22 protein-coding genes are annotated in these 23,264 nt (G+C 71.4%); 11 read left to right on the forward strand and 11 right to left on the reverse strand.

The window, feature by feature from the left end:
• Positions 1–75 precede the first annotated feature (75 nt).
• Genes AMY39116_RS0309690 through AMY39116_RS0309700 form a run of 3 tightly spaced genes read right to left on the reverse strand, consistent with a single transcriptional unit; the run spans position 76 to position 1,708 of the window.
• On the reverse strand, positions 76–663 hold the full coding sequence (locus tag AMY39116_RS0309690) for a DUF3618 domain-containing protein (RefSeq protein ID WP_020417491.1): 588 nt from the start codon (positions 661–663) through the stop codon (positions 76–78).
• Complete coding sequence (locus tag AMY39116_RS0309695) at positions 660–1,073, reverse strand: phage holin family protein (RefSeq protein ID WP_020417492.1); 414 nt, start codon at positions 1,071–1,073, stop codon at positions 660–662. Before AMY39116_RS0309695 ends, AMY39116_RS0309690 begins: the two co-directional genes overlap by 4 nt.
• A complete protein-coding gene (locus AMY39116_RS0309700) occupies positions 1,070–1,708 on the reverse strand; it encodes a hypothetical protein (protein WP_020417493.1) in 639 nt (212 codons plus the stop codon). The genes AMY39116_RS0309695 and AMY39116_RS0309700 overlap by 4 nt, the downstream gene beginning before the upstream one ends.
• Before the next feature lie 123 nt (positions 1,709–1,831).
• On the opposite strand from AMY39116_RS0309700, the gene AMY39116_RS42600 reads away from it, so the two are divergent.
• The 3 genes from AMY39116_RS42600 (at position 1,832) to AMY39116_RS0309715 (ending at position 5,787) form a co-directional block, all read left to right on the forward strand.
• Complete coding sequence (locus AMY39116_RS42600; protein ID WP_235716092.1) at positions 1,832–2,335, forward strand: hypothetical protein; 504 nt, start codon at positions 1,832–1,834, stop codon at positions 2,333–2,335.
• A gap of 717 nt (positions 2,336–3,052) precedes the next feature.
• Positions 3,053–3,751: a phosphoethanolamine transferase CptA gene (locus tag AMY39116_RS0309710; protein ID WP_235716093.1), complete on the forward strand. Its 699-nt coding sequence runs from the start codon at positions 3,053–3,055 to the stop codon at positions 3,749–3,751.
• Positions 3,748–5,787, forward strand: coding sequence for a bifunctional lysylphosphatidylglycerol flippase/synthetase MprF (locus AMY39116_RS0309715; protein ID WP_020417496.1), 2,040 nt, complete (start codon positions 3,748–3,750; stop codon positions 5,785–5,787). The genes AMY39116_RS0309710 and AMY39116_RS0309715 overlap by 4 nt, the downstream gene beginning before the upstream one ends.
• Here the strand turns inward: AMY39116_RS0309715 and AMY39116_RS0309720 are convergent.
• Entirely contained in the window at positions 5,736–6,974 is a 1,239-nt protein-coding gene (locus tag AMY39116_RS0309720; RefSeq protein WP_020417497.1) for a HAMP domain-containing sensor histidine kinase, read from the reverse strand. The two genes, AMY39116_RS0309715 and AMY39116_RS0309720, sit on opposite strands and share 52 nt — an antisense overlap.
• The gene (locus tag AMY39116_RS0309725) at positions 6,971–7,627 is read right to left on the reverse strand and encodes a response regulator transcription factor (protein ID WP_020417498.1); all 657 of its coding nucleotides are present in this window, start codon (positions 7,625–7,627) and stop codon (positions 6,971–6,973) included. The genes AMY39116_RS0309720 and AMY39116_RS0309725 overlap by 4 nt, the downstream gene beginning before the upstream one ends.
• 117 nt (positions 7,628–7,744) lie before the next feature.
• Between AMY39116_RS0309725 and AMY39116_RS0309730 the strand changes: the two genes are divergently transcribed.
• Genes AMY39116_RS0309730 through AMY39116_RS0309745 form a run of 4 tightly spaced genes read left to right on the forward strand, consistent with a single transcriptional unit; the run spans position 7,745 to position 11,176 of the window.
• Positions 7,745–8,251, forward strand: coding sequence for a hypothetical protein (locus AMY39116_RS0309730; protein WP_020417499.1), 507 nt, complete (start codon positions 7,745–7,747; stop codon positions 8,249–8,251).
• Entirely contained in the window at positions 8,248–9,318 is a 1,071-nt protein-coding gene (locus AMY39116_RS0309735; RefSeq protein ID WP_020417500.1) for an efflux RND transporter periplasmic adaptor subunit, read from the forward strand. Before AMY39116_RS0309730 ends, AMY39116_RS0309735 begins: the two co-directional genes overlap by 4 nt.
• Entirely contained in the window at positions 9,315–9,977 is a 663-nt protein-coding gene (locus tag AMY39116_RS0309740) for an ABC transporter ATP-binding protein (RefSeq protein WP_020417501.1), read from the forward strand. The genes AMY39116_RS0309735 and AMY39116_RS0309740 overlap by 4 nt, the downstream gene beginning before the upstream one ends.
• Positions 9,974–11,176 (forward strand): ABC transporter permease, encoded by a 1,203-nt coding sequence (locus AMY39116_RS0309745; protein ID WP_020417502.1) that lies wholly within the window; start codon positions 9,974–9,976, stop codon positions 11,174–11,176. The genes AMY39116_RS0309740 and AMY39116_RS0309745 overlap by 4 nt, the downstream gene beginning before the upstream one ends.
• Before the next feature lie 45 nt (positions 11,177–11,221).
• Here the strand turns inward: AMY39116_RS0309745 and AMY39116_RS0309750 are convergent, their stop codons facing one another.
• The 3 genes from AMY39116_RS0309750 to AMY39116_RS0309760 all read right to left on the reverse strand — a co-directional run bounded on the left by AMY39116_RS0309750 (position 11,222) and on the right by AMY39116_RS0309760 (position 14,248).
• Positions 11,222–12,163 carry a threonine/serine dehydratase gene (locus tag AMY39116_RS0309750; protein ID WP_020417503.1) on the reverse strand — a complete coding sequence of 314 codons (942 nt, stop codon included), beginning with the start codon at positions 12,161–12,163 and terminating at the stop codon, positions 11,222–11,224.
• Positions 12,164–12,674: 511 nt separating this feature from the next.
• Positions 12,675–13,904 carry an RNA polymerase sigma factor gene (locus AMY39116_RS0309755; RefSeq protein ID WP_020417504.1) on the reverse strand — a complete coding sequence of 410 codons (1,230 nt, stop codon included), beginning with the start codon at positions 13,902–13,904 and terminating at the stop codon, positions 12,675–12,677.
• Positions 13,901–14,248, reverse strand: a complete 348-nt coding sequence (locus AMY39116_RS0309760; protein ID WP_020417505.1) for a YciI family protein — start codon at positions 14,246–14,248, stop codon at positions 13,901–13,903. Before AMY39116_RS0309760 ends, AMY39116_RS0309755 begins: the two co-directional genes overlap by 4 nt.
• A gap of 105 nt (positions 14,249–14,353) precedes the next feature.
• Between AMY39116_RS0309760 and AMY39116_RS0309765 the strand changes: the two genes are divergently transcribed.
• Both AMY39116_RS0309765 and ligD read left to right on the forward strand, forming a co-directional pair.
• Positions 14,354–15,427 carry an ATP-dependent DNA ligase gene (locus AMY39116_RS0309765; protein WP_020417506.1) on the forward strand — a complete coding sequence of 358 codons (1,074 nt, stop codon included), beginning with the start codon at positions 14,354–14,356 and terminating at the stop codon, positions 15,425–15,427.
• Positions 15,424–16,419, forward strand: a complete 996-nt coding sequence (gene ligD, locus AMY39116_RS0309770; protein WP_020417507.1) for a non-homologous end-joining DNA ligase — start codon at positions 15,424–15,426, stop codon at positions 16,417–16,419. The genes AMY39116_RS0309765 and ligD overlap by 4 nt, the downstream gene beginning before the upstream one ends.
• Before the next feature lie 578 nt (positions 16,420–16,997).
• Here ligD and AMY39116_RS0309775 read toward each other — a convergent pair.
• A complete protein-coding gene (locus tag AMY39116_RS0309775) occupies positions 16,998–17,936 on the reverse strand; it encodes a methionyl-tRNA formyltransferase (RefSeq protein ID WP_020417508.1) in 939 nt (312 codons plus the stop codon).
• A 106-nt stretch (positions 17,937–18,042) separates the two neighbouring features.
• Here AMY39116_RS0309775 and AMY39116_RS0309780 point away from each other — a divergent pair, with 106 nt between their 5' ends.
• Both AMY39116_RS0309780 and AMY39116_RS0309785 read left to right on the forward strand, forming a co-directional pair.
• Positions 18,043–19,362, forward strand: coding sequence for a lysine N(6)-hydroxylase/L-ornithine N(5)-oxygenase family protein (locus tag AMY39116_RS0309780; protein WP_020417509.1), 1,320 nt, complete (start codon positions 18,043–18,045; stop codon positions 19,360–19,362).
• The gene (locus AMY39116_RS0309785) at positions 19,359–20,669 is read left to right on the forward strand and encodes a salicylate synthase (RefSeq protein WP_020417510.1); all 1,311 of its coding nucleotides are present in this window, start codon (positions 19,359–19,361) and stop codon (positions 20,667–20,669) included. Before AMY39116_RS0309780 ends, AMY39116_RS0309785 begins: the two co-directional genes overlap by 4 nt.
• Positions 20,670–20,714: 45 nt before the next feature.
• On the opposite strand, the gene AMY39116_RS0309790 is transcribed toward AMY39116_RS0309785, so the two are convergent.
• Both AMY39116_RS0309790 and AMY39116_RS0309795 read right to left on the reverse strand, forming a co-directional pair.
• Positions 20,715–21,719 (reverse strand): iron chelate uptake ABC transporter family permease subunit, encoded by a 1,005-nt coding sequence (locus tag AMY39116_RS0309790; RefSeq protein WP_020417511.1) that lies wholly within the window; start codon positions 21,717–21,719, stop codon positions 20,715–20,717.
• Positions 21,716–22,771 (reverse strand): iron chelate uptake ABC transporter family permease subunit, encoded by a 1,056-nt coding sequence (locus AMY39116_RS0309795; RefSeq protein WP_020417512.1) that lies wholly within the window; start codon positions 22,769–22,771, stop codon positions 21,716–21,718. The genes AMY39116_RS0309790 and AMY39116_RS0309795 overlap by 4 nt, the downstream gene beginning before the upstream one ends.
• Between the last annotated feature and the right edge of the window lie 493 nt (positions 22,772–23,264).

The following is a 23,264-nucleotide window of genomic DNA, read 5'->3' on the forward strand; positions in this document are numbered from 1 at the left end:
GCGCCGGCATGCCGCACAGCCCTGGACAGCGCGGTGCCTGGTGGCCCCCGCCCACCAGGCACCGATCACGCCGGTCTACCGGTTCTGCGCCGTCTGCTTGACGTCCTGCGCCGCGGACTTGGTCTCGTCCGCGACGGTCGACGCGGCGTCGGTCGCGGTCGACCGCACCGACTGGACCGCTTCCTGCGCCGGCTCGCGCAGGTTCTCCTTCAGGTCCTGCGCCACCGAGCCCATCTGACCCGCCATGCCCTGCGCCGACTCCTTGACCTGGCCGGCCAGTTCCCGCTCCGGCCTGCTCGCCGGGATCAGCGACGACACCAGCCACCCGGCCCCGAACGCGATCAGGCCCGCGGCCAGCGGGTTGCCTTCGGTCTGACGCCGCACGGTCTGCGGCGCTTCCTGGACCTGTTCGGCGACGGTCGAAGCAGCTGTCGACGCGTTGTCCGCCGCCTGGTGCGCCCGGTCGGTGACCGACTGCACGCCGCTGGATGCGCTTCCCATGACCCGCTCCTTGAGGTTCTGCGCGAGACCCCGCGCGCGGTGCACCCGGCGGTGCACGATCCGGCTGGGATTGACCTTTTCGGCGAGCGCGTCCACGTCGCTGCCGAGATTCCGTTGCGTGCCCTCGATCTCCTGGCGAAGGCGGTCGGGGTCCGTGGTCACGTTGTCCTCCTCATCTGGTCGGGCATCTGCTTGAGGCTGTCGACGGTCCGCTCGGGCACCGGATCGACCCGGCGCATCCGGTTGCGGCCCATGGCGTACAGCACGGCCGCGATCACGGCCCACACGCCGGCGACGATGAGCGCCGCCCAGCCCTGGTCCATCACGTTGGCCAGCGCCCACCACAGCGCGATCGACAGGAACAGCGCCACCATGTAACCGCCGAACCCGGCGCCGCCGAGCATGCCCGCGCCCTTGCCCGCCTGCTTGGCCTCGGCCTTCACCTCGGCCTTCGCGAGCTCCAGTTCCTGCCGCATCAACGTCGACAGGTCCTGCGATATGTTGCTCATCAGCTGGCCGACTGACGCGTCCGCGACGTCCGGCCGCTGCCCGGGCGGTTGCGAATAGGTCATGACGGCTCCAACCGATGCTGCCCGCCGTAGCCGCCCTGCGTCTCCGGCATGGGAGTTCCGGCGGGGTAGGCGCTCTCTGTGGGATAAGCGGTGGTCGGTGGGTACGCGGCCGTTTCGGCCGGCGTGCCGGTCGTTTCCGTCGAGGCGCGTGGTTGCGGCGCGCCACCGCTGCTCTGCTCACTCATGCTGGCGGCGACGCCCCTGGTCAGCCGGCCGGCGAGCAGTCCCGCTGCCGCCGCGCCGGCGAGGAACAGGCCGGGCTTGCGCCGCGCGAAGTTCCGCAGCTCGTCGACGAGGTCGCCCGGCTCCCGCGAATCGAGCCACGACGCCACTTTCTTCGCCCGCTGGGAAACCTCACGGACGAGGTCCTGCGCCATTCCGGAATCCGACTGTTCCGACATCCGGTCCAGCTGATCGGCGATTGAGTTCAGGTTTCCGGCCGCTTTCTGCTGGCCGGTGCGGGCTTGCTCGCGCAATTGATCGACGCCCTGGTCCTTCAGGTTCCGCGCCTGCCGCTGCGCCTCGGATGCCACCTCTCTTGCTTGCTCGGCGGCGGTTCCGGTCACCTGACTGCCCGAATCCGCGGCTTGTTCACGCACGGCCTGCGGGGTCGAACTGCTGGTCTGCTGGGTCATTCCTCCTCCTCCACACTCGGTGCCGCGCGACTACCCGGAGCGATTCCCGGTAAACGAGGAAAACAATTCCGCTTCTCAGCGAGGAGCGTAAAAGTAAATCTCCGGAGCGGTAGCGTCGTGATCATGACGGAGGAGCTGGTCCGTGCCCGGCGCGCGGTGTCCGTGGTGTTCGCGGCGTGCGGGGCGGCGTTCGGGACGTGGCTCGCGCGAGTGCCCGCGGTGCAGGACCGGCTGGGACTCACGACGGGACAGCTCGCCGCGGGGTTGTTCGGGCTCGCGGCCGGATCGATCGTCGCGTTGCTGCTGGCGGGCGCGGTGATCACGCGGATCGGCAGCCGGGCGGCCGCGGTCGTGGGGGCGGTGGTGTTGTGCGGCGGGCTGCCGCTCGTCGCGGTCGCGCCGGGGGTGCTTGCCTTCGTCGCGGCGCTGGTGGTGCTCGGCGTCGGCAACAGCACGCTCGACGTGGCGATGAACGCCCACGCGGCGCGCGTGGAGGACGGGTACGGGCGGCCGATCTTCGCCGGGTTCCACGCGTTCTGGAACATCGGCGGGCTGGCCGGTTCCGGTGCCGACGCGCTGGCGGAGGCTTGGCACCTGCCAGCGGGCGCGTTTTGCCGGGCGGAGTGAGAGGTGGGGGCGGGCTTGCGGATGTGCGCGGTGGGGAGCGGGGTGGGGGTGATGGATGGGAGCGGTGGTTGCGGAGTGGAGCCGGGTTGGTGGGGTGAGGCTGAGGGTTCGCGGTGGTGGCCGCGGAGTGAGGGCGGTTGCCGAGCGGAGGCAGGTGGGGCTGAGGGTGGTGCGGCGTGGGCGATTGGTGGAGTGGGGTGGGTTGAGGGTGCGGGGTGGTGGTGCGGCGCGGGCACGGTTGGGGAGCCGGATCGCGGGTGGGGGCGGAGTGGTGGCTGTGGAGTGGGCTGGGGCTGAGGGCGGGGCGGGAGGTGCGCGGCGGTGGGGTGGTCGGCGGAGTGGGGTGAGCCGAGTTGGCTGCGGAGTGGAGGCGGTTGCCGCGCGATGGCAGGTGGGGCTGAGGGCGGGGCGGGGCGTGCGCGGTGGTGGGAGGCGGTCGGCGGAGTGGGGTGAGCCGAGCTGCCCGCGGAGTGGGGGCCGGTTTGCAAGGGGAGTGGGGTGGCGCTGCGGGGCGGAGCGGGTGAGGCTGGTTGCGATGGCGGCGTCCGCCCGCTCCCCGGCGCGGCGGCGCAGCCGGTTCGGTCCCTCGCGGGCCTCTTCGCGCGTTGGGAACTGCCCTCCCCAGCCGCCAGCCCGGTAGGTCTTTCGGCCCTAGTTGGTTCCTCCGCGCGGCCGCAGGCTGGGACTTCGGAGCGCCGTGGGGAAGGGGTGGCGGCCGTGACCGTCGAGTTGTTCGCCGGCGCCTCCACCGGCCTCGTGCTGTGGGTGGTCGCCGCGTTTGTCGTCACCTTTGTGGTCACCCGCGTGGTCGTGCGGATGATCCGCGCCGGGCGGGGGCCGTTCCGCGACACTAGCGTCGGGGACGTGCACGTCCACCACCACGTCTACGGCATCTTCCTCATGCTCCTCAGCGGCGCCGGCGAGTTCGTGTACCGGCCGGGGTCGCCGTGGGCGGAGGTCCTCGCCGTGGTCTTCGGCGCCGGTGCGGCCCTCACGCTCGACGAGTTCGCCCTCTGGCTGCACCTGGACGACGTCTACTGGGCCCGCGAGGGACGCAAATCCGTCGACGCGGTGCTCGTCGCGGCCGTCATCGGCGCCTTCCTCGTCCTCGGGGCGCGCCCGTTCGAGGACACGGCCGACGAAGGGCGCGTGGCGTTCGCCGTCACCGTTCTCGCCCACCTCGTGCTCGCCGGCATCGCCATCTTCAAGGGCAAGATCGCCTCCGGGCTGATCGGGATCGTGGTGCCGTTCGTCGCGGTCGTCGCCGCCGTGCGGCTCGCCCGTCCGGGCTCGCCGTGGGCCCGCGCCCGCTACGACGCGGCACGCCTCGCCCGAGCCGAAACCCGCTTCCGCCGCAACCGCTGGGACGGCGTCAAGGACCTGCTGGCCGGAGCCCCCACGGAGGGCCGGACATGACACCGCTCCGCCGCCTCCCCTTCACGCTCGCCTTCCTCGCGGCACTCCTGGTCACCGCCGTCGCCACCGGGAGCCTCTGGTCCCCGGTCGAGGACCGCGCCTGGTTCCCCGACATCGCGTTCGGCCTGCCCGCCTTCGAAGCCGGCCGCTGGTGGACGCCCCTCACCGGGCCGTTCTTCGCGCTCACCCCGCTCTACTACCTGCCGGTCTTCCTCAGCTTCGCGTTGTTCACCGGCTTCGCCGAACTCCGGCTCGGCACGAGACGCACCATCGGCACCTTCGTGACTGGACACCTCGTCGCGGTTCTGGGCGCCGCCGGGGTTCTCCTCGCTCTCCGGGACGTCTCGTCGTGGGCGGCGGCCGTCGCCACGGTCCGCGACGTCGGCCCGTCCGCCGGCGCCTTCGCCGCCATCACCGCAGCCACCGCGACCCTCCGCGCACCCTGGCGCTTGCGCCTGCGGATCCTGCTGGTCGGCTACGCCGGGATCGCCCTGCTCTACAGCGGCACCCTGGCCGACGTCGAGCACTTCCTCGCCGTCGCGATCACCCTGCCGCTGTCGCCGCGGATCGCCGGGCCGAACCGCGTCCGGAATACCGGTCAGCCCAGCCGTCGCGAATGGCGGCTGCTCGCCGCGTCCGGGCTGCTGGTCGTGGCCGCCGTCCGGATCGTCACGTGGTTGTTCCCCACGACCGGTCCACTCGGACCCACCGGCACCGACGACTCGTCCGCCGTCGAGGTCGTCGTCGTGATCGTGCTGGCCCTCCTCGTGATGCGCGGGCTCAGCCACGGCCGCCGGGTCGCGTGGTGGGCCGTGGTCGTCATCGCCGGGCTCGACATCCTGCTCACCGTGCTGGCCGGGGTCGCGCTGCTGGTCGCCACGGTCCTCGATGCCGTCGAAGCGGTCGACGACGTCCCGCTGGTGGTCACCGACAGCGTCTTCTGGCTCGGCTACCTGGTGCTGCTCGTCGCCGGGCGGCACGCCTTCCGCGTTCCGTGGCGGCCGCGCACGGCCGACGGCGACCGGCAGCACGCCATCGAACTCGTCCAGCGCAACGGCGGTGGCACCCTGTCCTGGATGACCACCTGGCCGGAGAACCGCTACTTCCCGATCGCGCACGACGCCGGTTACGTCGCCTACCGCAAGCACGCCGGGGTGGCCGTCGCACTCGGCGACCCGATCTGCCCGCGCTCCGACGGGGACGGCGCGGTCGCCGAGTTCGCCGAGAACTGCGACCGCGCCGGGCTCGTGCCGTGCCTGTTCTCCGCGACCGAACCGTCGGTCCGCGGCGCCGAGCGGCTGGGCTGGCGGTACCTGCAGGTCGCCGAGGACACTCTGATCGACCTGCCCGGCCTGGAGTTCAAGGGCAAGCAGTGGCAGCCGGCCCGCAGCGCGCTCAACCGCGCAGTCAAGGAGGGCATCACGTTCCGCCTGGTCCACCTCGCCGACGAGCCGCGCGCGGTGCTGCAGCAGGTGCGGGCGATCTCCGAGGAGTGGGTCGGTGACAAGGGCCTGCCGGAGATGGGTTTCACGCTCGGCGGGGTGGACGAGGCGCTGGACCGGCACGTGCGGGTCGGGCTCGCGGTCGACGACGACGGGCGCGTGCACGGCGTCACCTCGTGGATCCCGGTCTACGCCGGGGACGGTGAGATCGAGGGCTGGACGCTGGACGTGATGCGCCGCCGCTCGGACGGGTTCAAGCACGTCGTGGAGTTCCTGATCGCCTCCGCCTGCCAGGCCTTCCGCGACGACGGCGCCCGCTACCTGTCGCTGTCCGGCGCGCCGCTCGCCCGCGCCGGAACCGAGGGGGACACGCGGATCCTCGACGCGCTGCTGGACAAGCTCGGCGCGGCGCTCGAGCCGTACTACGGCTTCCGCTCGCTGCACGCGTTCAAGGCGAAGTTCCGCCCTCGGTACGCGCCCATGTACCTGATCTACCGCGACGAGGCCGACCTGCCGCGCATCGGCGTCGCGATCGCCCGCGCCTACCTGCCGGACGCCGGCCTGCGCGACATCCCGAAGCTCGTCAGGTCCTGACCGGGCAGCCTCGCGGGCAGGCGCACGGTGACCACGAGCCCGCCGCCGTCCCGCGGCCGGGCGGTCACTTCGCCGTCGTGCGCGCTCGCCACCGAGCGCACGATCGACAGCCCGAGCCCGGCGCCCTTCGCCGAGTCCAGCCGCGGCGCGGCGCGGCGGCGGAACGGTTCGAACAGCGCCGGGATCTCCGCGTCGGCCACCACCGGCCCGGTGTTGCTCACCTCGATCTCGACCACGTCGCCACGGGTGTGCGTGCCGACGTGGACCCAGCCGCCCGGCTCGTTGTGCCGGACGCCGTTCTCCACGAGGTTGTGCACCAGCCGTTCGAGCAGCAGCGCGTCGCCGAGCGTGGGGGCTTCCGCGGGCGAGTCGGTCACCGTCACGTCCGCGGCTTTCGCCTGGTCGGCGGTCTGCGCGACGACGTGCGTGACGACGTTGGCGAGGTCGAGCGGGAACCGCTCCACGACGTTCTCCGACTTCGCCAGCACCAGCAGCCCGCTGATGAGCCGTTCGTGCCGCGAGTTGATCTGCAGCAGCTTCTCGCCCAGCTCCTTGACGTCCGGCGACGCCGACCGGCGGTGCATCGCGACCTCGACCAGCGACCGGTTCAGCGTCAGCGGGGTGCGCAGCTCGTGCGAGGCGTTGGCGACGAACCGCCGCTGGCCGTCGAACGAGCGGTCCAGTCGCTCGACCATCGTGTTGAACGCCTCGGCCAGGTCCTTGACCTCGTCGTCCGGGCCGCGCAGCGTGATCCGCCGGTGCTGGCGCGGATCGGCCGACGCCGCGATCCGGCGCGCCGAGCCGGTGACGCCGTGCAGCGGCGCCAGCACCCGGCCCGCGACCAGCCAGCCGAAGCCGATCGCCAGCGCGCCGACCACGACCAGCGCGATCGTGCCCTGCACCAGCAGGGAATGCGCGGCGGCCTCACGCAGCAGAGCGGCCTGCTCCCGTGCGACGCGCTCGGCTTCGGAGCCGATGAGCAGGTCGTTCAGGTCGTTGGTCGTGATCACCGTGTCCGTCCCGGGTGCCGGGCCGACGCGGGTGAGCAGTTTGATCGTGCCGCGCCCCACCTGGGAGTTGAACAACGCGTAGGTGACCCCGAGCAGCACCACGCCGCCGGCCAGGAACAGCCCGCCGTAGATCAGGGTGAGCCGGGCGCGCAGGGTGATCCGCCGCGGCCGCCTCACGGGATCCGGTACCCGACGCCGGTCACGGTCTCGACCACCGGCGGGTCGCCGAGTTTGCGGCGCAGCTTGAGGATCGTGAGCCGGACCGCGCCGGTGAACGGGTCCGCGTTCTCGTCCCACGCCTTCTCCAGCAGGAACTCCGCGGACACGGTCGCGCCGTCGGCGCGCAGCAGCTCGGCCAGCACGGCGAACTCCTTTTTGGACAGCGGGACGTACCGGCCGTCGCGGAAGACCTCGTGGCGGGCCGGGTCGAGCGTGATCCCGGCGCGGCTGAGCACCGGCGGCGCGGCCGGGCGGGCGCGGCGGCCCAGCGACAGGATCCGCGCGGCCAGTTCCGGGAACGCGAACGGTTTCGCGAGGTAGTCGTCGGCGCCGATGGTCAGCCCGGCGACCCGGTCGGTGACCTCCGCTGCGGCGGTCAGCATCAGCACGCGCGTCGGGGACGACGAGGACACCAGCTCGCGGCACACGTCGTCGCCGTGCACCCCGGGCAGGTCCCGGTCCAGGACCACGACGTCGTAGTCGTTGACCGCCAGCCGGTCCAGCGCGCCGCCGCCGTCGTGCGCGACGTCCACCGCGTGCGCGTCCTCACGCAGCCACTCCGCGATCGCCTCGGCGAGCATCGGCTCGTCCTCCACCACCAGAACCCGCACCGGTCCAGCGTGACCGGCGCGGTGTTTCCCCGGCGTTAGCGATGTCGGAAACGCCCGGGAAATGCCGCGCCCCGTTTCATTCCCCTCCGTTCGTCCTCGAATGCGAAGGAGATCCTGATGCGCAAGATCCTGGCCGCGGTTCCCGTGGCCCTCGCACTGGCACTCGCCGGGTGCGGTTCCGACGGCGACGGCGGCAGCGGGGTGGCTTCCGCGGGTAGCGCCGCGAGCACCACCGCGGGCAGCACACCCACCATGGGCAACGGGGACATGGGGCTCAAATACGCGCAGTGCATGCGGGAGAACGGCGTCCCGATGGAGGATCCGGTGGACGGCCGGATCACGCTCAAGCTCGACGGGTCGGTGCCCAAGGAGACCGTCGACAAGGCGCAGGAGGCCTGCCGCCAGTACAACCCGCAGGAGAACGGCGCCGCCAAGTCCGACCCGAAGATGGAGCAGGCCGCGCGTGACTTCGCGGTCTGCATGCGGGAGAACGGCGTCGAAGCCTTCCCCGACCCCGAGCCCGGCCAGAAGGGCATCCGCATCGACGGCCGCATGTCGCAGGACCCGGACTTCGAGCAGGCGTCGCAGAAGTGCCAGGAAGTGCTCGCGGGGGCGCGCGGATGACCGACGCGAGAACTCGCGGACGCGGGCGGCTGTACGCGGTCGTCTTCGTGCTGGTGGTGGCCGTCGCGGGCGGTGGGTACGTCGTCCTCGCGCGCGGCGACGACGGCGCCGCGCCCGCCGCGGTGGAGCTGCCGCCGAGCACGGCGAAGGTCCAGCGGCAGACGCTCGACGACACCCAGACCGAGGACGGCGAACTCGGCTACGGCGCCTCGTCCACACTGGCCAACCGCCTGCCGGGCACCCTCACCTCGGTGCCGGACAGCGGCGCCGTGATCAGCCGCGGCCAGCCCGTCTTCCGCGTCGACGACAAGCCGGTGACGTTGATGTACGGCGCGATGCCTGCCTACCGGGCGCTCGCCGAGGGCACCGAGGGCGCCGACGTGCGGCAGCTGGAGGAGAACCTCAGCGCCCTTGGCTACACCGGGTTCACGATCGACGACGAGTACAGCTCGGCCACCGCGGACGCCGTCCGGGAGTGGCAGGAGGACCTCGGCCTCGACGAGACCGGGGTCGTGGAGCTGGGGCGGGTCGTGTTCACGCCCGCCGAGATCCGGGTCGAGACCGTCGACGCGAGCGCCGGGCAGCCCGCGTCGCCGGGGCAGAAGGTGCTGTCCTACACCGGCACGGCGAAGGCGGTCACGGTCGAGCTGGACCCGTCGGACCAGCGGCTGGCCCGGGAGGGCGCCGCCGTGCAGGTCACGTTGCCCGACGACCGGAAGCTGGCCGGGAAGATCACCGACGTCAGCACCGTGATCCAGCCGGCGAGCGGGCAGGAGGAGGCGCAGACCAAGGTCGAGGTCGAGATCGCGTTCGACGACCAGCAGGCCGCGGCGAGCTACGCCCTCGCGTCCGTCGACGTCACGTTCACCGCCGAGAAGCGCGAGAACGTGCTCACCGTGCCGGTCGCCGCGCTCGTCGCGTTGGCCGAAGGCGGGTTCGGCGTCGAGGTCGTGGACGGCGCCACCACGCGGTACGTGCCGGTGAAGACCGGGTTGTTCGCCGAGGGCAAGGTCGAGATCTCCGGCGACGGGATCGCCGAGGGCATGGTCGTTGGGATGCCGAAATGATCTCGCTGACCGACGTGACCAAGCGCTATTCGGGCGTGACCGCGCTGGCCAGGGTGTCGTTGCGGATCGAGCCGGGGGAGCTGGTCGCGATCGTGGGGCCGTCCGGCTCGGGCAAGTCGACGATGCTCAACGTGCTCGGCACGCTCGACCGGCCCACCTCGGGCAGCGTGCACATCGACGGCCACGACGTGGCGGCGCTGTCCGACGCGAAGCTGTCCGCGTTGCGGGCGCGGCGGATCGGGTTCGTGTTCCAGCAGTTCCACCTCGCCGCGGGCACCTCAGCGCTGGAGAACGTCGCCGACGGCCTGCTCTACACGGGCCTGCGCGCGGGGGAGCGGCGGCGCCGGGCGGCGGCCGCGCTGGAGCGGGTCGGGCTCGGGCACCGGATGGACCACGAGCCGCACGAGCTGTCCGGCGGGGAACGGCAGCGGGTGGCGATCGCGCGGGCCGTCGCGGGTGACCCGCCGCTGCTGCTGGCCGACGAGCCGACCGGCGCGCTCGACTCGGCGTCCGGTGCCGGGGTGATGACGTTGATGCGGGAGCTGAACGAATCCGGCACCACGGTCGTGATCATCACGCACGACCGGGACATCGCGGCGTCGCTGCCGCGGCAGGTGCGGATGCGGGACGGCCGGGTCGTCGAGGAGGTGACGCGATGACCACCGCGTTGTCGCCGGCCCGGATGTGGCCGCGGGACGTCGTCAAGGTCGGCGCGGTCGGCCTGCGGACACGTCCGACGCGTGCGTTCCTGTCCGCGCTGGGGATCGCGATCGGCATCGCGGCGATGGTCGCGGTGGTCGGGATCTCGTCGTCGTCGCGGGCCGAGCTGGACCGGACCCTGGCGGCGCTCGGCACCAACCTGCTCACCGTGTCACCGGGCACCACCCTGACCGGTGAGGAGGCGCAGCTGCCGGAGACGGCGGAGGCGATGGTCGCGCGGATCGGGCCGGTCGAGTCGGTGTCGGCGATCGCGCGGCTCGGTGAGGCGAAGGTCTACCGCACGGACAAGATCCCCGAGGCGCAGACCAACGGGCTCGCCGCCTACGCGGCCCGGCTGGATCTCCCGGCGACGACCGGTGCGCGGGTGCGCAGCGGAACCTGGCTCAACGAAGCCACGAGCGGTTATCCGGCGGTCGTGCTCGGTTCGTCCGCGGCCGAGCGGCTGGGCATCTCGCGCGCCGGACCGGACGTGCAGGTGCTGGTCGGCGGGCGCTGGTTCACGGTCGTCGGGATCCTCGAACCGGCCCCGCTGGCGCCCGAGCTGGACTCGGCCGCGCTGGTCGGCTGGGAGGTGGCGGCGAGCGAGCTGCGGTTCGACGGGCTGCCCACCACGATCTACACGCGGTCGCAGGACGCCCAGGTCCCGGCGGTGCAGTCGGTGCTCGGCGCTACCGCGAACCCGGCCGCGCCGAACGAGGTGGAGGTGTCGCGGCCGTCCGACGCGCTCGCCGCGCAGCAGGCGGCGGGCGAGGCCTTCACCGGGCTGCTGCTCGGGCTGGGCGCGGTGGCGCTGCTCGTCGGCGGGGTCGGGGTGGCGAACACGATGGTGATCTCGGTGCTGGAGCGGCGCGCGGAGATCGGCCTGCGGCGCTCGCTGGGTGCGACGCGCGGGCAGATCCGCACCCAGTTCCTGGCGGAGTCGCTGTTGTTGTCCGCGCTGGGCGGGCTCGGCGGCGCGGTGCTGGGGAGCCTGGTGACGGTGGGCTACGCGGTCTACCAGTCGTGGCCGGTGGTGGTGCCGCTGTGGGCGGTGGCCGGCGGCGCCGCTGCGACGCTGGTGATCGGCGGGATCGCGGGGTTGTACCCGGCGATCCGCGCGTCGCGGCTGTCGCCGACGGAGGCGCTGGCGACGCCGTGAGCGGGCCGGGTGCCGTCCGTCGGGGGCGGCACCCGGCTGTCTCGTTCAGCCGAGGAGTTCGCGGAAGCGCTCGACGCCGATGTTGCCGCCGGAGAGGATGACGCCGACCCGGCCGGTGAAGCCGCCTTTGAGCAGCCCGGCGAGGGAGGTGGCGCCACTGGGTTCGAGCACGATCTTGAGCCGCTCGAACGCGAACCGCATCGCCTCGCGGATCTCGTCGTCACTGACCAGGACGATGTCGTCGACCAGGCGCTGGTTGACGGAGAAGGTCAGCTCGCCGGGGATGTCGGCGGCGAGCCCGTCGGCGATGGTGCGCGCGACGGGGATCCGGACGCGTTCGCCCCGCTGGAGGGACTGGCGGGTGTCGTCGGCCTGCTCGGGCTCCACGCCGACCACCCGGATGCCGGGGTGCAGGCCCTTGGCCGCGGTGGCGCTGCCCGCCATCAGCCCGCCGCCGCCGATCGGGGCGATGAGGGTGTCCAGCTCGCCGGTCTCGTCGAGGAGTTCCAGCGCGGCGGTGCCCTGACCAGCCATGATGTGCGGGTGCTCGTAGGGCGGGATGAGGGTCAGGCCCCGCTCCTCGGCGAGCTGGTTGCCCATCGCGACGCGGTCGCCGGTGTAGCGGTCGTAGGTCAGGACCTCGGCGCCGTAGCCGCGGGTGGCGTCCATCTTGGACGACGGGGTGTCCTCGGGCATCAGGATGACGGCCTTGCTGCCGGCCAGTTTGGCCGCGAGGGCGACCGCCTGGGCGTGATTGCCGGACGAGTAGGCCGCGACGCCCTTGCCGAGCTGCTCGGGCGTCAGGTGGGAGATCGCGTGGTAGGCGCCGCGGAACTTGAAGGCGCCGATGCGCTGGAAGTTCTCGGCCTTGAGGAACGCAGTGGTGCCGGTGCGCCGGTCGAGGGTGGAGGACGTCAGGACAGGAGTCCGATGAGCGACACCGTCGATCCGCTTGGCGGCGCTCCTGATGGCTTCGAGATCGAGCATGGACCCATCTTATACGAGCTGTCCAGCACCTAGACAGTTCGTCAAGAACCACGACAACCGCCAGCCGGCAACGGAAAGCAAGCGACTACCCCAACCAGACCTCCCCCGCCCCCGATCCACAGCCGATCTTTAGTCGCCGACCAGGGTTGTCAAGGCACGCTTTCCCGCCTTGACAACCCTGCTCGGCGACTGAAACACAATCAGGAATCGGGGGCGGGGGTGGTCGGAAGGTGACCTTCCGGCGCCGTGAGGCGCCCCTGCGCGAAGCGCAGGAAAAAGATCAAAAGAGTCCTCGCCGGACGGGCAGGCTCCGGGATGACCAGGGGTTGGGTGCCTCGTCCCACCTCATGCAGCGGGTCGCTGGGTGGTCATCCCGTCGCCTTCCGGTTTGTGCATATCACCTTGAGCCAGGGCCGCAAGGTTGGCATGTTCGGCCGCCGGTTGGCGGCCTGGGTTGCGGCCCTGGCTCAAGGTGATCGTTCAGTTCCAGGCGACGGGATGACCACCCAGCTCAGTTGGGGGTGGTGCACCTTGCGGCGCGCTTTTGCAGGTAGCGCTGTTCGGGGAGGCTCGTCGTCCGCTTCGCGGCCAGTTGGTATTCCGTGCGGGCCTCCGCTGTCTCGCCTGCCCGTTCCAGCAGGTGGGCGCGGACGGCGTGCAGGCGGTGGTGCTTGGCCAGGCGCGGATCCTCGGTCAGCGAGTCCAGCAGCTCCAAGCCGGCTCGGGGACCGGTCGTCATCGCCACGGCCACCGCTTTGTTCAGGGTCACCATGGGGTTCGGGGCGACCCGCTCCAGCAGGCCGTACAGCGCCACCACCTGGGGCCAGTCCGTCTCCTCGTCGCTGGCGGCTTCGTCGTGCACCGCGGCGATCGCGGCCTGCAGTTGGTACGCGCCGAGCCGGGTGGTCTTCGCCAACGCCTCGCTGATCAGGGCGACCCCCTCTTCGATCAGGGCGCGGTCCCAGCGGGTGCGGTCCTGTTCGGACAGCGGGACCAGCTCACCGTCGACGCTCCTCGCGAACCGCCGGGCGTGGGTGAGCAGCATCAGCGCCAGCAGGCCCGCGACCTCCCAATCCGACGGCAGCAAGCGCCGCACCAGGCGGGTCAGCCGGATCGCCTCCGCGGCCAGGTCGTCGCGCTGCAGGTCGGGGCCCGCGGTCGCCGTGTAGCCCTCGTTGAACATCAGGTACAGCACGTGCAGGACCGCGTTCAGCCGCTCGCCCCGCTCCTCCTCGGGCGGCAGGCTGAACCGGGCGCCCTTCACCTTCTGCTTGGCACGGCTGATCCGCTGGGCCATCGTCGCCTCGGGGACGAAGAACGCCTTCGCGATCTCGGCCGTCGTGAGGCCGCCGACGGCGCGCAGGGTCAGCGCGGTTTGCGACGGCACCGACAGCGACGGGTGGCAGCACAGGAACAGCAGGGTGAGGGTGTCGTCCGCGTCGCCGGGGCCGCGTTCGTCCGCGCCCGGCGCCACCAGCTGCGTCGCCGGGGTGGCGAGCAGGTCCTCGTCCTCCCGGCGGCGCCGTGCGCTGTCGCTGCGCATCCAGTCGGTCAGGCGCCGCGTCGCGACCGTCAGCAGCCACCCGCGCGGGTTGTCCGGCACGCCGGTCTCGCCCCACTGGGTGGCGGCCGCGAGCAGCGCCTCCTGCACCGCGTCCTCACACGTGTCGAGCCCGCCGTAGCGGCGCATGAGGATCGCCAGCACCTGCGGCGCCAGCTCGCGCAGCAGGTCGTCGGTCATCCCTCGCCGCCGTGCAGCACGGGCCACACCTCGACCTGCCGGAACGCGGCGAACGGGTTGTCCGCCGCGATCTCCAGTGCCCGCTCCTCGCTGTCCACCTCGAGCATCGCCACGCTGGCCAGGTACTCCTTGGTCTCCAGGTACGGCCCGTCGGTGACCGTCGTCTGCCCGTCGCGGACCCGGACGACCTTCGGGTCCGCGATGCCGTACGCGCCGAGCAGCTCGCCGGACGCGAAGTACTTCTCGTTGAACGCGTCCTGCGCGGCGACGGCCTCCTGCCACTCGTCCGGCGTCACCGAGTCCCACAGCTCCTGGTTGCCGTACAGAATCACCATGTACTTCATGGGGGTCATCCTCCCTGGTCGAGCCTCTGTCGGAAGGAGGTCCGGAGCGGATCCCGTTTTCTCGACATGGCGCGCGGAGAATTTTTCCGGCCTAGAGTCAGCGGTGTGGACCTGCCCGTGATGCCGCCGGTCAAGCCGATGCTGGCGAAGGCCGTGCACGAGATGCCCCGCGAACCCGGGCTGCACTACGAGCCGAAGTGGGACGGGTTCCGCTGCGTCGTGTTCCGCGACGGTGACGAGGTCGAGCTGGGCTCCCGCAACGACCGGCCCCTGACCAGGTACTTCCCCGAGCTGGTGGACCTGCTGAAGGCCGCGCTGCCGGAGCGGTGCGTGGTCGACGGGGAGATCGTCATCGTCACCAGCGGCGGTCTCGACTTCGACAGCCTCCAGCTCCGGCTGCACCCGGCCGCGTCCCGGGTGCGGAAGCTGGCCGCGGAGACGCCGGCCAGCTTTGTCGCGTTCGACGTGCTCGCCCTCGACCACGCCGACCTGACCGGTGAACCGTTCCAGCGCCGCAGGCACGTCCTCGAAGGGGTGCTCGACGACTCACTCGCCCGGGTGCACCTGACGCCGATGACCCAGGACCCGGACGTCGCGCAGGACTGGTTCACCCGGTTCGAGGGCGCCGGGTTCGACGGGGTCATGGCGAAGCCGGGCGACCTGCCGTACGAGCAGGACAAGCGGGTGATGTGGAAGGTCAAGCACGAGCGCACCGCGGACTGCGTGGTCGCCGGGTTCCGCTGGCACAAGGACGGCAACGGGATCGGATCGCTGCTGCTCGGCCTGTACGACGCGGGCGGGCGGCTGCAGCACATGGGCGTGGCGAGCAGTTTCACCGCAGCGCGACGGCGGGAGCTGGTCGACGAGCTGGCGCCGCTGCGGGAGGGCGCGATGGAGCAGCACCCGTGGCGCGAGTGGGCGTCGTTCGAGCCGGACGGTAGGCGGGTGCCGGGCGCGCAGAGCCGGTGGAACGCGGGCAAGGACCTGTCGTGGGAGCCGGTGCGGATCGAACTGGTCGCCGAAGTCCGGTACGACCACCTGCAGGCTGGCCGCTTCCGCCATGCGACGCGCCTCGTGCGGTTCCGGCCCGACCGGACGCCGGACTCGTGTCGGTACGACCAGCTGGAAGAGGTGCCGCCGGCGGAGCTGACCGCCCTGTTCAGCGAGGTGAGAGCGTGAGCGCTGTACCGATTGAAGGCACCGAGGTCAGCATCTCGTCGCCGGACAAGGTGTACTTCACCGAGCGCGGCGAGACGAAGCTCGACCTGGTCCGGTACTACCAGGCGGTCGAGGGCCCGTTGATGAACACGCTGCGGGACCGGCCGTTGCTGCTGGAGCGCTATCCCGACGGCGCGAGCGGCAAGTCGTGGTTCCAGAAGCGCGTCCCCAAGTCGACGCCGTCCTGGGTGCGGACCACCGTGGTGTCCACCCCGAACGGAACGACCTCGGACGCCCTCGTGGCGGCCGACCTGGGGCACATCCTGTGGGCGGTGAACCTGGGCTGCATCGGTTTCCACGTCTGGCCGTACCGCGCCTCGGCGCCCGAGTTCGCCGACGAGCTGCGAATCGATCTGGACCCGTCGCCCGGGGTGACGTTCGAGCAGGTCCGCGAGGCGGCGGTGCTGACGAAGGACCTGCTGGACTCCCTGGGCATCGGGGCCTACATCAAGACAACGGGCTCGCGTGGCCTGCACGTCTACGTGGCGCTGGAACCACGGTGGGACTCCTACGCGGTGCGTGCTGCCGCGGTCGCCCTGGCGCGGGAGCTGGAGCGCAGGCACCCGGACCTGATCACCGCCCAGTGGTGGAAGGAAGAGCGGGGCGCGAGGGTCTTCGTGGACTTCAATCAAAATGCGCCACACAAAACAGTTTTCGGCGCATGGTGCGTCCGCCCACGTGCCGGTGGCCAGGTCTCGACGCCCATTTCGTGGGACGAGCTGTCCACAGTGGAACCAGGGGAGTTGACCCTGTCGACGGTGCCAGACCTCGTCGCTCGGCGAGGTGACCCATGGGCGCAGATGCGGGAGCGGCCGCAGTCGATCGAGCCGCTGCTGGAGATGTCGGAGCGGGACATGGCAGCGGGAATGATGGATGCGCCGTGGCCGCCCGTGTACCCGAAGCAGCCGAACGAGCCACCCAGGGTGGCACCGAGTCGGGCAAAGAAGAGCTAGCGCCACGAGCAACAAACCGCCGCCCGGCAACGAAACGCCACCGAGCAGCCCAACCCCCCCTCAACCGCAAGCCGGCAACGCAAAGCAGGCGACTACCCCAACCAGACCTCCCCCGCCCCCGATCCACAGCCGATCTTTGGTCGCCGACCAGCCGTGTCAAGGCACGCTTTCCCGCCTTGACACGGCTGCTCGGCGACTGAAACACAATCAGGCATCGGGGGCGGGGGTGGTCGGAAGGTGACCTTTCGAGCGCCGTGAGGCGCTTTTCCGCCCGCAGGGCGGACTCCCCGCCGTGTCAGGCGGCGGTTTAAAGATCAAGAGATAGTCCTCGCCGGACGGGCAGGCTCCGGGATGACCAGGGGTTGGGTGCCTCATCCCGCCTTGGCGAGGTGGTTCCGCTGGGCGGTCATCCCGTCGCCTTCCGGTTTGTGCATATCACCTTGAGCCAGGGCCGCAAGGTTGGCATGTTCGGCCGCCGGTTGGCGGCCTGGGTTGCGGCCCTGGCTCAAGGTGATCGTTGCGTGTCAGGCGACGGGATGACCACCCAGCTTCGTTTGGTTCAAAGACAACCGCCGCTTTCAGCGGCCTAGGTAGCCGCCCATCTTCGTGAAGTACTCGGTGGCTGCCAGCTCTGTGCCGTCTTCCAGGCGTACCTGTTCGATGACCAGGCCGTGGTTCTTGCCGAACCTGGCGTCTGCGCCGGCGACGATCACCACTCCGTCGCCTTCGGGGATGAAGATCCGACCGGGTGTGCCGCCGTACCGGCCCTTCGAGACGGACGCCTTCGTGATCCGGATGGTCTGTCCCTTGTGGGTGGTGAAGGCGTTCGGGTACGGGTCGGACTGGGCGCGGACCAGGCGGTCGATGTCCTCGGCAGGCCAGGTCCAGTCGATGCGACTGTCCTCGATGGACCGCTTGTGGAAGAAGCTCGCCTTGGAACGGTCCTGGGGAACCGGCTCGTAATTCCCCGATTCGAGCTTTGCCAGGGCTTCCGACACGACCGGTTCGATGAGGTCGACCGTGCGGTGGAACAGGTCCGTCACCGTGTCACGAGGGCCGACCTCGACGGATCGTTGCAGGATGATGTCGCCCGCGTCCAGCTCGTCGTTCATCACGTGCGCGGTCACGCCCACTTCCTTCTCCCCGTTGATCAGCGCCCAGATCAACGGCGAGAAACCGGCGTATGCGGGCAACAGCGAATCGTGCACGTTGAGGGTGCCCCGGGGCGGCAGGTTGAAGATCTCCGGCGGCAGCCAGGTGCGCCAGTTGTTCGCGACGATGATCTCCGGGTCCGCCTCCTTGAGCGCGGCCGTCACGTCGTCGTCGGGGCGGTTGCGTTCGATCACCGGAACACCGTTCTCCCTGGCGAGATCCGCGACCGAGTCGGACCAGATCTTCTCGTAGGCGTGGTCGCTCTTCGGGTGTGTCACGACGAGCACCACCTCGTGACCGGCGTCCAGCAGTGCACGCAGCGTGCGGTGCCCCCACGTCTGGTAGCCGAACATCGCGACCCGCATCGGTCCTCCTCGTTCCGGGATCAACATCACGCCCGAATGTAGTAGTTAAGCCTCCCCTAACTTAGGTTAGGGTTGCCTCGGTTGTACATCTACGGATAGGACGGGCATGCCAGAACCGCAGGAAGTTCCGGTCTACGACCTGGTCGGGGTCGGCTTCGGCCCTTCGAATCTCGCACTGGCGATCGCCGTCACCGAGCACAACGCCGGCGGCGGGGAGGCGGTCACCGCGCACTTCCTCGAGCGTCAGCCGCGGTTCGGCTGGCACCGGGGGATGTTGCTGGACAACGCCACGATGCAGGTGTCGTTCCTCAAGGACCTCGTCACCATGCGCAACCCGGCCAGCGAGTTCAGCTTCCTGTCCTACCTGCACAGTCACGGGCGCCTCGTCGACTTCATCAACCACAAGAACCTCTTCCCGCTGCGGATCGAGTTCCACGACTACCTGGAGTGGTCGGCGGCGAAGGTGGACGACCTCGTCTCCTACGGCCGCGAAGTCGCCGGGATCACGCCGGTTTCGGGCGAGGAATCGTTGTTCGACGTGCGCACCACGGACGGGCAGGTGCTGCGCGCCCGCAACGTCGTGTTCGGCACCGGGCTGCGGCCAAACCTCCCTGAGGGCGTCACGGTCAGTGACCGGATCTGGCACAACCACCAGCTGCTGCACCGCATCGACACGGTGTCCGACCCCGAGCGGTGCATCGTCGTCGGCGCCGGGCAGAGCGCCGCGGAGGTCACCGCGTTCCTGCACGACAAGTTCCCGCGCGCCGAGGTGTGCTCGGTGTTCGCCCGATACGGCTACAGCCCATCGGACGACAGCTCGTTCGCGAACCGGATCTTCGACCCGGAAGCGGTCGACGCGTTCTACACCGCGCCGGAGGACGTCAAGCGCCGCCTGATGGACTACCACGGCAACACCAACTACTCGGCCGTCGACCTCGACCTCATCGACGACCTGTACCGCCGCGTCTACCGCGAGAAGGTGCAGGGCGTCCAGCGGCTGCGGATCTTCAACGCGTGCCGCCCCATCGACGTCACCGAAACCGAGTCCGCCGTCCGGATGGCGATCGAATCCCTGACCACCGGCGAGAAGACCGTGCTGGACGCGGACCTCGTCGTCTACTCCACCGGATACCGTCCGGCCGATCCGACGTCGCTGCTCGGCGAGCTGGCCGCCAAGTGCCGCCGCGACGAGCACGGCCGCCTGCGGATCGAGCGCGACTACCGGCTCGTCACCCCGGACGTGAAGGCCGGGCTCTACCTGCAGGGCGGGACCGAGCACTCGCACGGCATCACCTCGTCCCTGCTCTCGAACACCGCGGTGCGGGTCGGCGAAATCCTGCGCTCGATCCTCGACCGCAGGGAACCGTCGTTGGACTGGCCTGCCGAGTACGCGGTCAGTGGTGTGAAAGCCGAGGAGTGGGCGTGACCGAGTACGACGTCGAGGAAACCGGCTCGGTGGCTGAGCCACTGAGCCTTGTGACCAGACTGGCGCGCGCCGGGTTCGACGACTACGTCGTCTACGAACGCGACGGCGTGTGGACGTTCGCCGGCGGTGCCCTCGCGACGGTGTCGCTCGACGCCGAGCGAGTGCGCATCTCGTACGGCGACGAGGTGACCGATCGTGCGTGGACCGGGTCGCCGGGCGAGGCGATGCGGTCGGCGCTCGCGGAGCTGCCGGTGACGGGGTGGAACGCCTACGGTCGCGTGCACTTCTCGTTCGCCGGGCTGGTGCCGGGGCTCGGGCTGCGCGGCGCCGTGCCGCCGCCCGGTGAGGTGGTGCGGGTGATCGTGCCGCGCACCGAGGTGCGGCTGGACGGGCAGTCGGTCCGCATCCGCAGTGTCGACGCGGGGGAGCGGGCACGGGTGCGGGAGATCCTCGACGCGTCCATCGAGGCCGACACGCCGCGTGCCGCCGAGGTGGACGTCCGCGCGGGCGGCGAGAGCTACCGCGAGCGGGTCGCCCAGGCGGTCAAGGAGATCCGGCAGGGGCAATACCAGAAGGTGATCCTGTCGCGGGTCGTGCGGATCCCGTTCCCGGCGGACCTGGTCGCGACCTACGAACTGGGGCGGCGCGGCAACACCCCCGCCCGGTCGTTCCTGCTGCGGTTGAACGGCGCCGAGGCGGCCGGGTTCAGCCCGGAGATCGTCGTGTCGGTCGACGGGAGCGGGCGGGTCACGACGCAGCCGCTGGCCGGGACGCGTGCGTTCGGGCGGGGCAGCGAAGCGGACGCGGCCGCGCGGGCCGAGCTCGAATCGGACCCCAAGGAGGTGTTCGAGCACGCCGTGTCGGTGCGGACCGCGCAGGAGGAGATGCGGCGGGTGTGCGTGCCGGAATCGGTGCGGGTCGGGGATTTCATGGGCATCAAGGAGCGGGGCAGCGTGCAGCACCTGGCTTCGCTGGTGAACGGGGACCTCGCGGACGGCCGGTCGGCGTGGGACGCGCTGGAGGCGGTGTTCCCGGCGGTGACGGCGTCCGGCATTCCCAAGCGCGAGTCGCTCGACGCGATCTCCCGGATGGACGACCCGCGCGGGTTGTACAGCGGCGCGGTGATAGCGCTTTCCGAGGACGGATCACTGGACGCCGCGCTGGTGCTGCGGGCGGTCTACCAGGAGGGCTCGCAGGCGTGGCTGCGCGCGGGCGCGGGGATCGTCGCGGACTCCACGCCGGAACGCGAGTTCGAGGAGACGTGCGAGAAGCTGGGCTCGGTGGCGCCGTTCGTGGTGCGGGCCTGAGCTGGTTTTCGACGGCCCCGGGCGGCGCCCGGGGCCGTCGCGCGTTCAGCGGCGGCGCCAGAGGAGCCAGCCGAGGTAGGCGCCACCGAGCGCGGCGGTCGCCACGCCCACCGGGAGCGTCGACGCCCCGGCGACCCGCTGGGCGGCGAAGTCCGCGACCAGCACCAGCAACGCGCCCATCCAGGCGGCCGGGAGGATGCCCGCGCCGGCGGCCCGGGTGAGCCGTTTCGCCAGCTGGGGCGCGGTGAGGGACACGAAGGCGATCGGCCCGGCGGCGGCGGTCGCGATGGCGCACGCCGCGGTGCCGACGATCAGCAGGTACACGCGGCTGCGCTCGACCCGCACGCCGAGCGCGGCCGCGGCGTCGTCGCCCATCTCGAGCATGTCGAGGCGGCGGGCGCCCGCGAGCAGCAGCGGGATCAACACGACCAGGGCGATCACCAGCGGCCAGAACTGGGTCCAGCCGAGGTTGTTGAGGCTGCCGGTGAGCCAGACCGTCGCGCGGGCGACGTCGGCGATCTGGGCGTTGACGATCAGGTAGAAGTTGACCGCCTGGAGGATCGCGCTGATGCCGATGCCGACCAGGACCAGCCGGGAGCCGCGGACGCCGCGCTGCCAGGCGAGGACGTACACGGCGATGGCGGTGACCAGCCCGCCGGCGAGCGCGCCGCCGGAGACGGCCAGGGTGCCGCCGCCGGAGAGCAGGATGACCAGCAGGCCGCCGGTGGTGGCGCCGTAGTTGAAGCCGATGATGTCCGGGCTGCCGAGCGGGTTGCGGGACAGGCTCTGGAACACGGCGCCGCTCATGCCGAGCGCGGCGCCGACGGCCAGCGCGATGAGCACCCGGGGCAGCCGGAGGTCGAGCACGGCGAAGTTCGTGATGCGGCTGCCGTTGCCGAGCAGGGTGCGGACGACGTCGAGCGGCGCGACGGAGATCGACCCGGTGCCCAGGGCGAGCACCCCGAAGCCGAGGATCGCGACCGCGAGCCCGACGCAGACGATCACCGAGCGGCGTCCTGCCGTGCGGGTCCTGGTGAGCGTCTTCGTCATGAGCGGGCCGCCTTCGTGCGGCGCACCAGTGCGATGAACAGCGGCGCCCCGAGCAGGGCGGTCACCACCCCGACGTCGATCTCCTCCTTGGCGATCACCCGTCCCAGCACGTCGGCCAGCAACAGCAGCGCCGGGGCCAGCAGGGCGCAATAGGGCAGCACCCAACGCTGGTCCGGCCCGGTGATCGCGCGGACCATGTGCGGCACCGCCAGCCCGACGAACACCAGCGGCCCCACCGCCGCCGTCGCGGCGCCGGCCAGCAGCGTGACCGCCAGGAGGGTCAGGCCGCGCGTCCGGCCGAGGTGGGCGCCCAGCGACTTGCCGGCCTCGTCGCCGAGGGCGAGCGCGTTCAGCGGGCGCGCCAGGAACAACGCGAGCACCACGCCGACCGCCAGGAACGGCAGCACCCGCACCAGGGTGCCGCCGTCGGCGCGCTCCAGCGAACCGACCGTCCAGAACCGCATCTGGTCCAGCGTCTGGGTGTCGAGCAGGGTCATCGCCTGGGTCAGACCGGTCAGCGCGGCCGACACCGCGGTCCCGGCGAGCGCGAGCCGCACCGGTGACGTGCCGCCCCGGCCGGCGATCACGTACAACACGAAACCCGCGACGGCCGCGCCCAGGAACGCGAACCAGACGAACGCCCGCAGGTCGGTCACGCCGAGCACGCCAACGGACAACGCGGCCGCCGTCGCCGCGCCCGCGTTGATGCCCAGCAGCCCCGGGTCGGCGAGGGGGTTGCGGGTCAGCGCCTGCATCAGCGCGCCGGCCACGCCCAGCGACGCGCCGACCGCGATGCCGATCAACGTCCGCGGCACCCGGATCGACCAGACCACATAGGACGAATCGGAGCCGTCGCGGTGGAACAACGCGTCGACGACCGTCCCGAGTGGAATGGACCGCGCGCCGACCGCGATGCTCAGCAACGCGATCGCCACGAGGACCACCAGCGCGACGACCAGGCCGGCCGCCCGGGACGGCGCCGCCAGGCGCGGGGCAGGCGCTTGACCGGGCGTCCCCCGGGAGGCGGCTCGGGTGGATCCACCGGTGCTCACGGGTGTTCTCCAGGTGCGGGGCGGGCAAAGTGCTTGGGGCGGCCGGCGCTCACGTGGAGCGGGCCGGTGCCGCGGCTGCTGGTGCGGACCCGGCGGGGGCCGGTGTTGGCGCGGCTGGTGGTGCTGACGTGGCGTGGACTGGCGTGGGTGTCGTCGCTTGTGGGGACCCCGCGCGGCCAGACCTCGGCGCCGCGATTGCCGGTGCTTGCCGGGTGTGGGTCGGCGTGGCTGCTGGTGCTGGTGCGGTGGGGGCTGGCGTGGGCGGCGCTGGTGATCCGGCGCGGCCGGACCCCAGCACCGCGATTGCCGGTGCTCACCGGGCGTGGGTCGGCGTGGGCGCCGCGGCTGCTGGTGCTTACCCGGCGCGTGCCGCCGTCGGTGCCGCTGTCGGCGGTGGTCAGCCGGCGTGGGTCAACCTCGGCACCGCGTTCGCCCGTGCTCACCCGGCGCGGGTCAACCTCGGCACCGCGAAGGCCAGCGCTCACCCGGCGCG

This window comes from Amycolatopsis sp. ATCC 39116, assembly GCF_000231075.2.
Classification (GTDB): domain Bacteria; phylum Actinomycetota; class Actinomycetes; order Mycobacteriales; family Pseudonocardiaceae; genus Amycolatopsis_E; species Amycolatopsis_E tucumanensis.

What these genes read in the sequence shown, in the direction of transcription:
- AMY39116_RS0309695 (WP_020417492.1), bottom strand. Translation starts at nt 1,073, where the DNA reads ATGACCTATTCGCAACCGCCCGGGCAGCGGCCGGACGTCGCGGACGCG.
- AMY39116_RS0309700 (WP_020417493.1), bottom strand. Translation starts at nt 1,708, where the DNA reads ATGACCCAGCAGACCAGCAGTTCGACCCCGCAGGCCGTGCGTGAACAA.
- AMY39116_RS42600 (WP_235716092.1), top strand. Translation starts at nt 1,832, where the DNA reads ATGACGGAGGAGCTGGTCCGTGCCCGGCGCGCGGTGTCCGTGGTGTTC.
- AMY39116_RS0309715 (WP_020417496.1), top strand. Translation starts at nt 3,748, where the DNA reads ATGACACCGCTCCGCCGCCTCCCCTTCACGCTCGCCTTCCTCGCGGCA.
- AMY39116_RS0309730 (WP_020417499.1), top strand. Translation starts at nt 7,745, where the DNA reads ATGCGCAAGATCCTGGCCGCGGTTCCCGTGGCCCTCGCACTGGCACTC.
- AMY39116_RS0309735 (WP_020417500.1), top strand. Translation starts at nt 8,248, where the DNA reads ATGACCGACGCGAGAACTCGCGGACGCGGGCGGCTGTACGCGGTCGTC.
- AMY39116_RS0309740 (WP_020417501.1), top strand. Translation starts at nt 9,315, where the DNA reads ATGATCTCGCTGACCGACGTGACCAAGCGCTATTCGGGCGTGACCGCG.
- AMY39116_RS0309745 (WP_020417502.1), top strand. Translation starts at nt 9,974, where the DNA reads ATGACCACCGCGTTGTCGCCGGCCCGGATGTGGCCGCGGGACGTCGTC.
- AMY39116_RS0309750 (WP_020417503.1), bottom strand. Translation starts at nt 12,163, where the DNA reads ATGCTCGATCTCGAAGCCATCAGGAGCGCCGCCAAGCGGATCGACGGT.
- AMY39116_RS0309755 (WP_020417504.1), bottom strand. Translation starts at nt 13,904, where the DNA reads ATGACCGACGACCTGCTGCGCGAGCTGGCGCCGCAGGTGCTGGCGATC.
- AMY39116_RS0309760 (WP_020417505.1), bottom strand. Translation starts at nt 14,248, where the DNA reads ATGAAGTACATGGTGATTCTGTACGGCAACCAGGAGCTGTGGGACTCG.
- AMY39116_RS0309775 (WP_020417508.1), bottom strand. Translation starts at nt 17,936, where the DNA reads ATGCGGGTCGCGATGTTCGGCTACCAGACGTGGGGGCACCGCACGCTG.
- AMY39116_RS0309780 (WP_020417509.1), top strand. Translation starts at nt 18,043, where the DNA reads ATGCCAGAACCGCAGGAAGTTCCGGTCTACGACCTGGTCGGGGTCGGC.
- AMY39116_RS0309790 (WP_020417511.1), bottom strand. Translation starts at nt 21,719, where the DNA reads ATGACGAAGACGCTCACCAGGACCCGCACGGCAGGACGCCGCTCGGTG.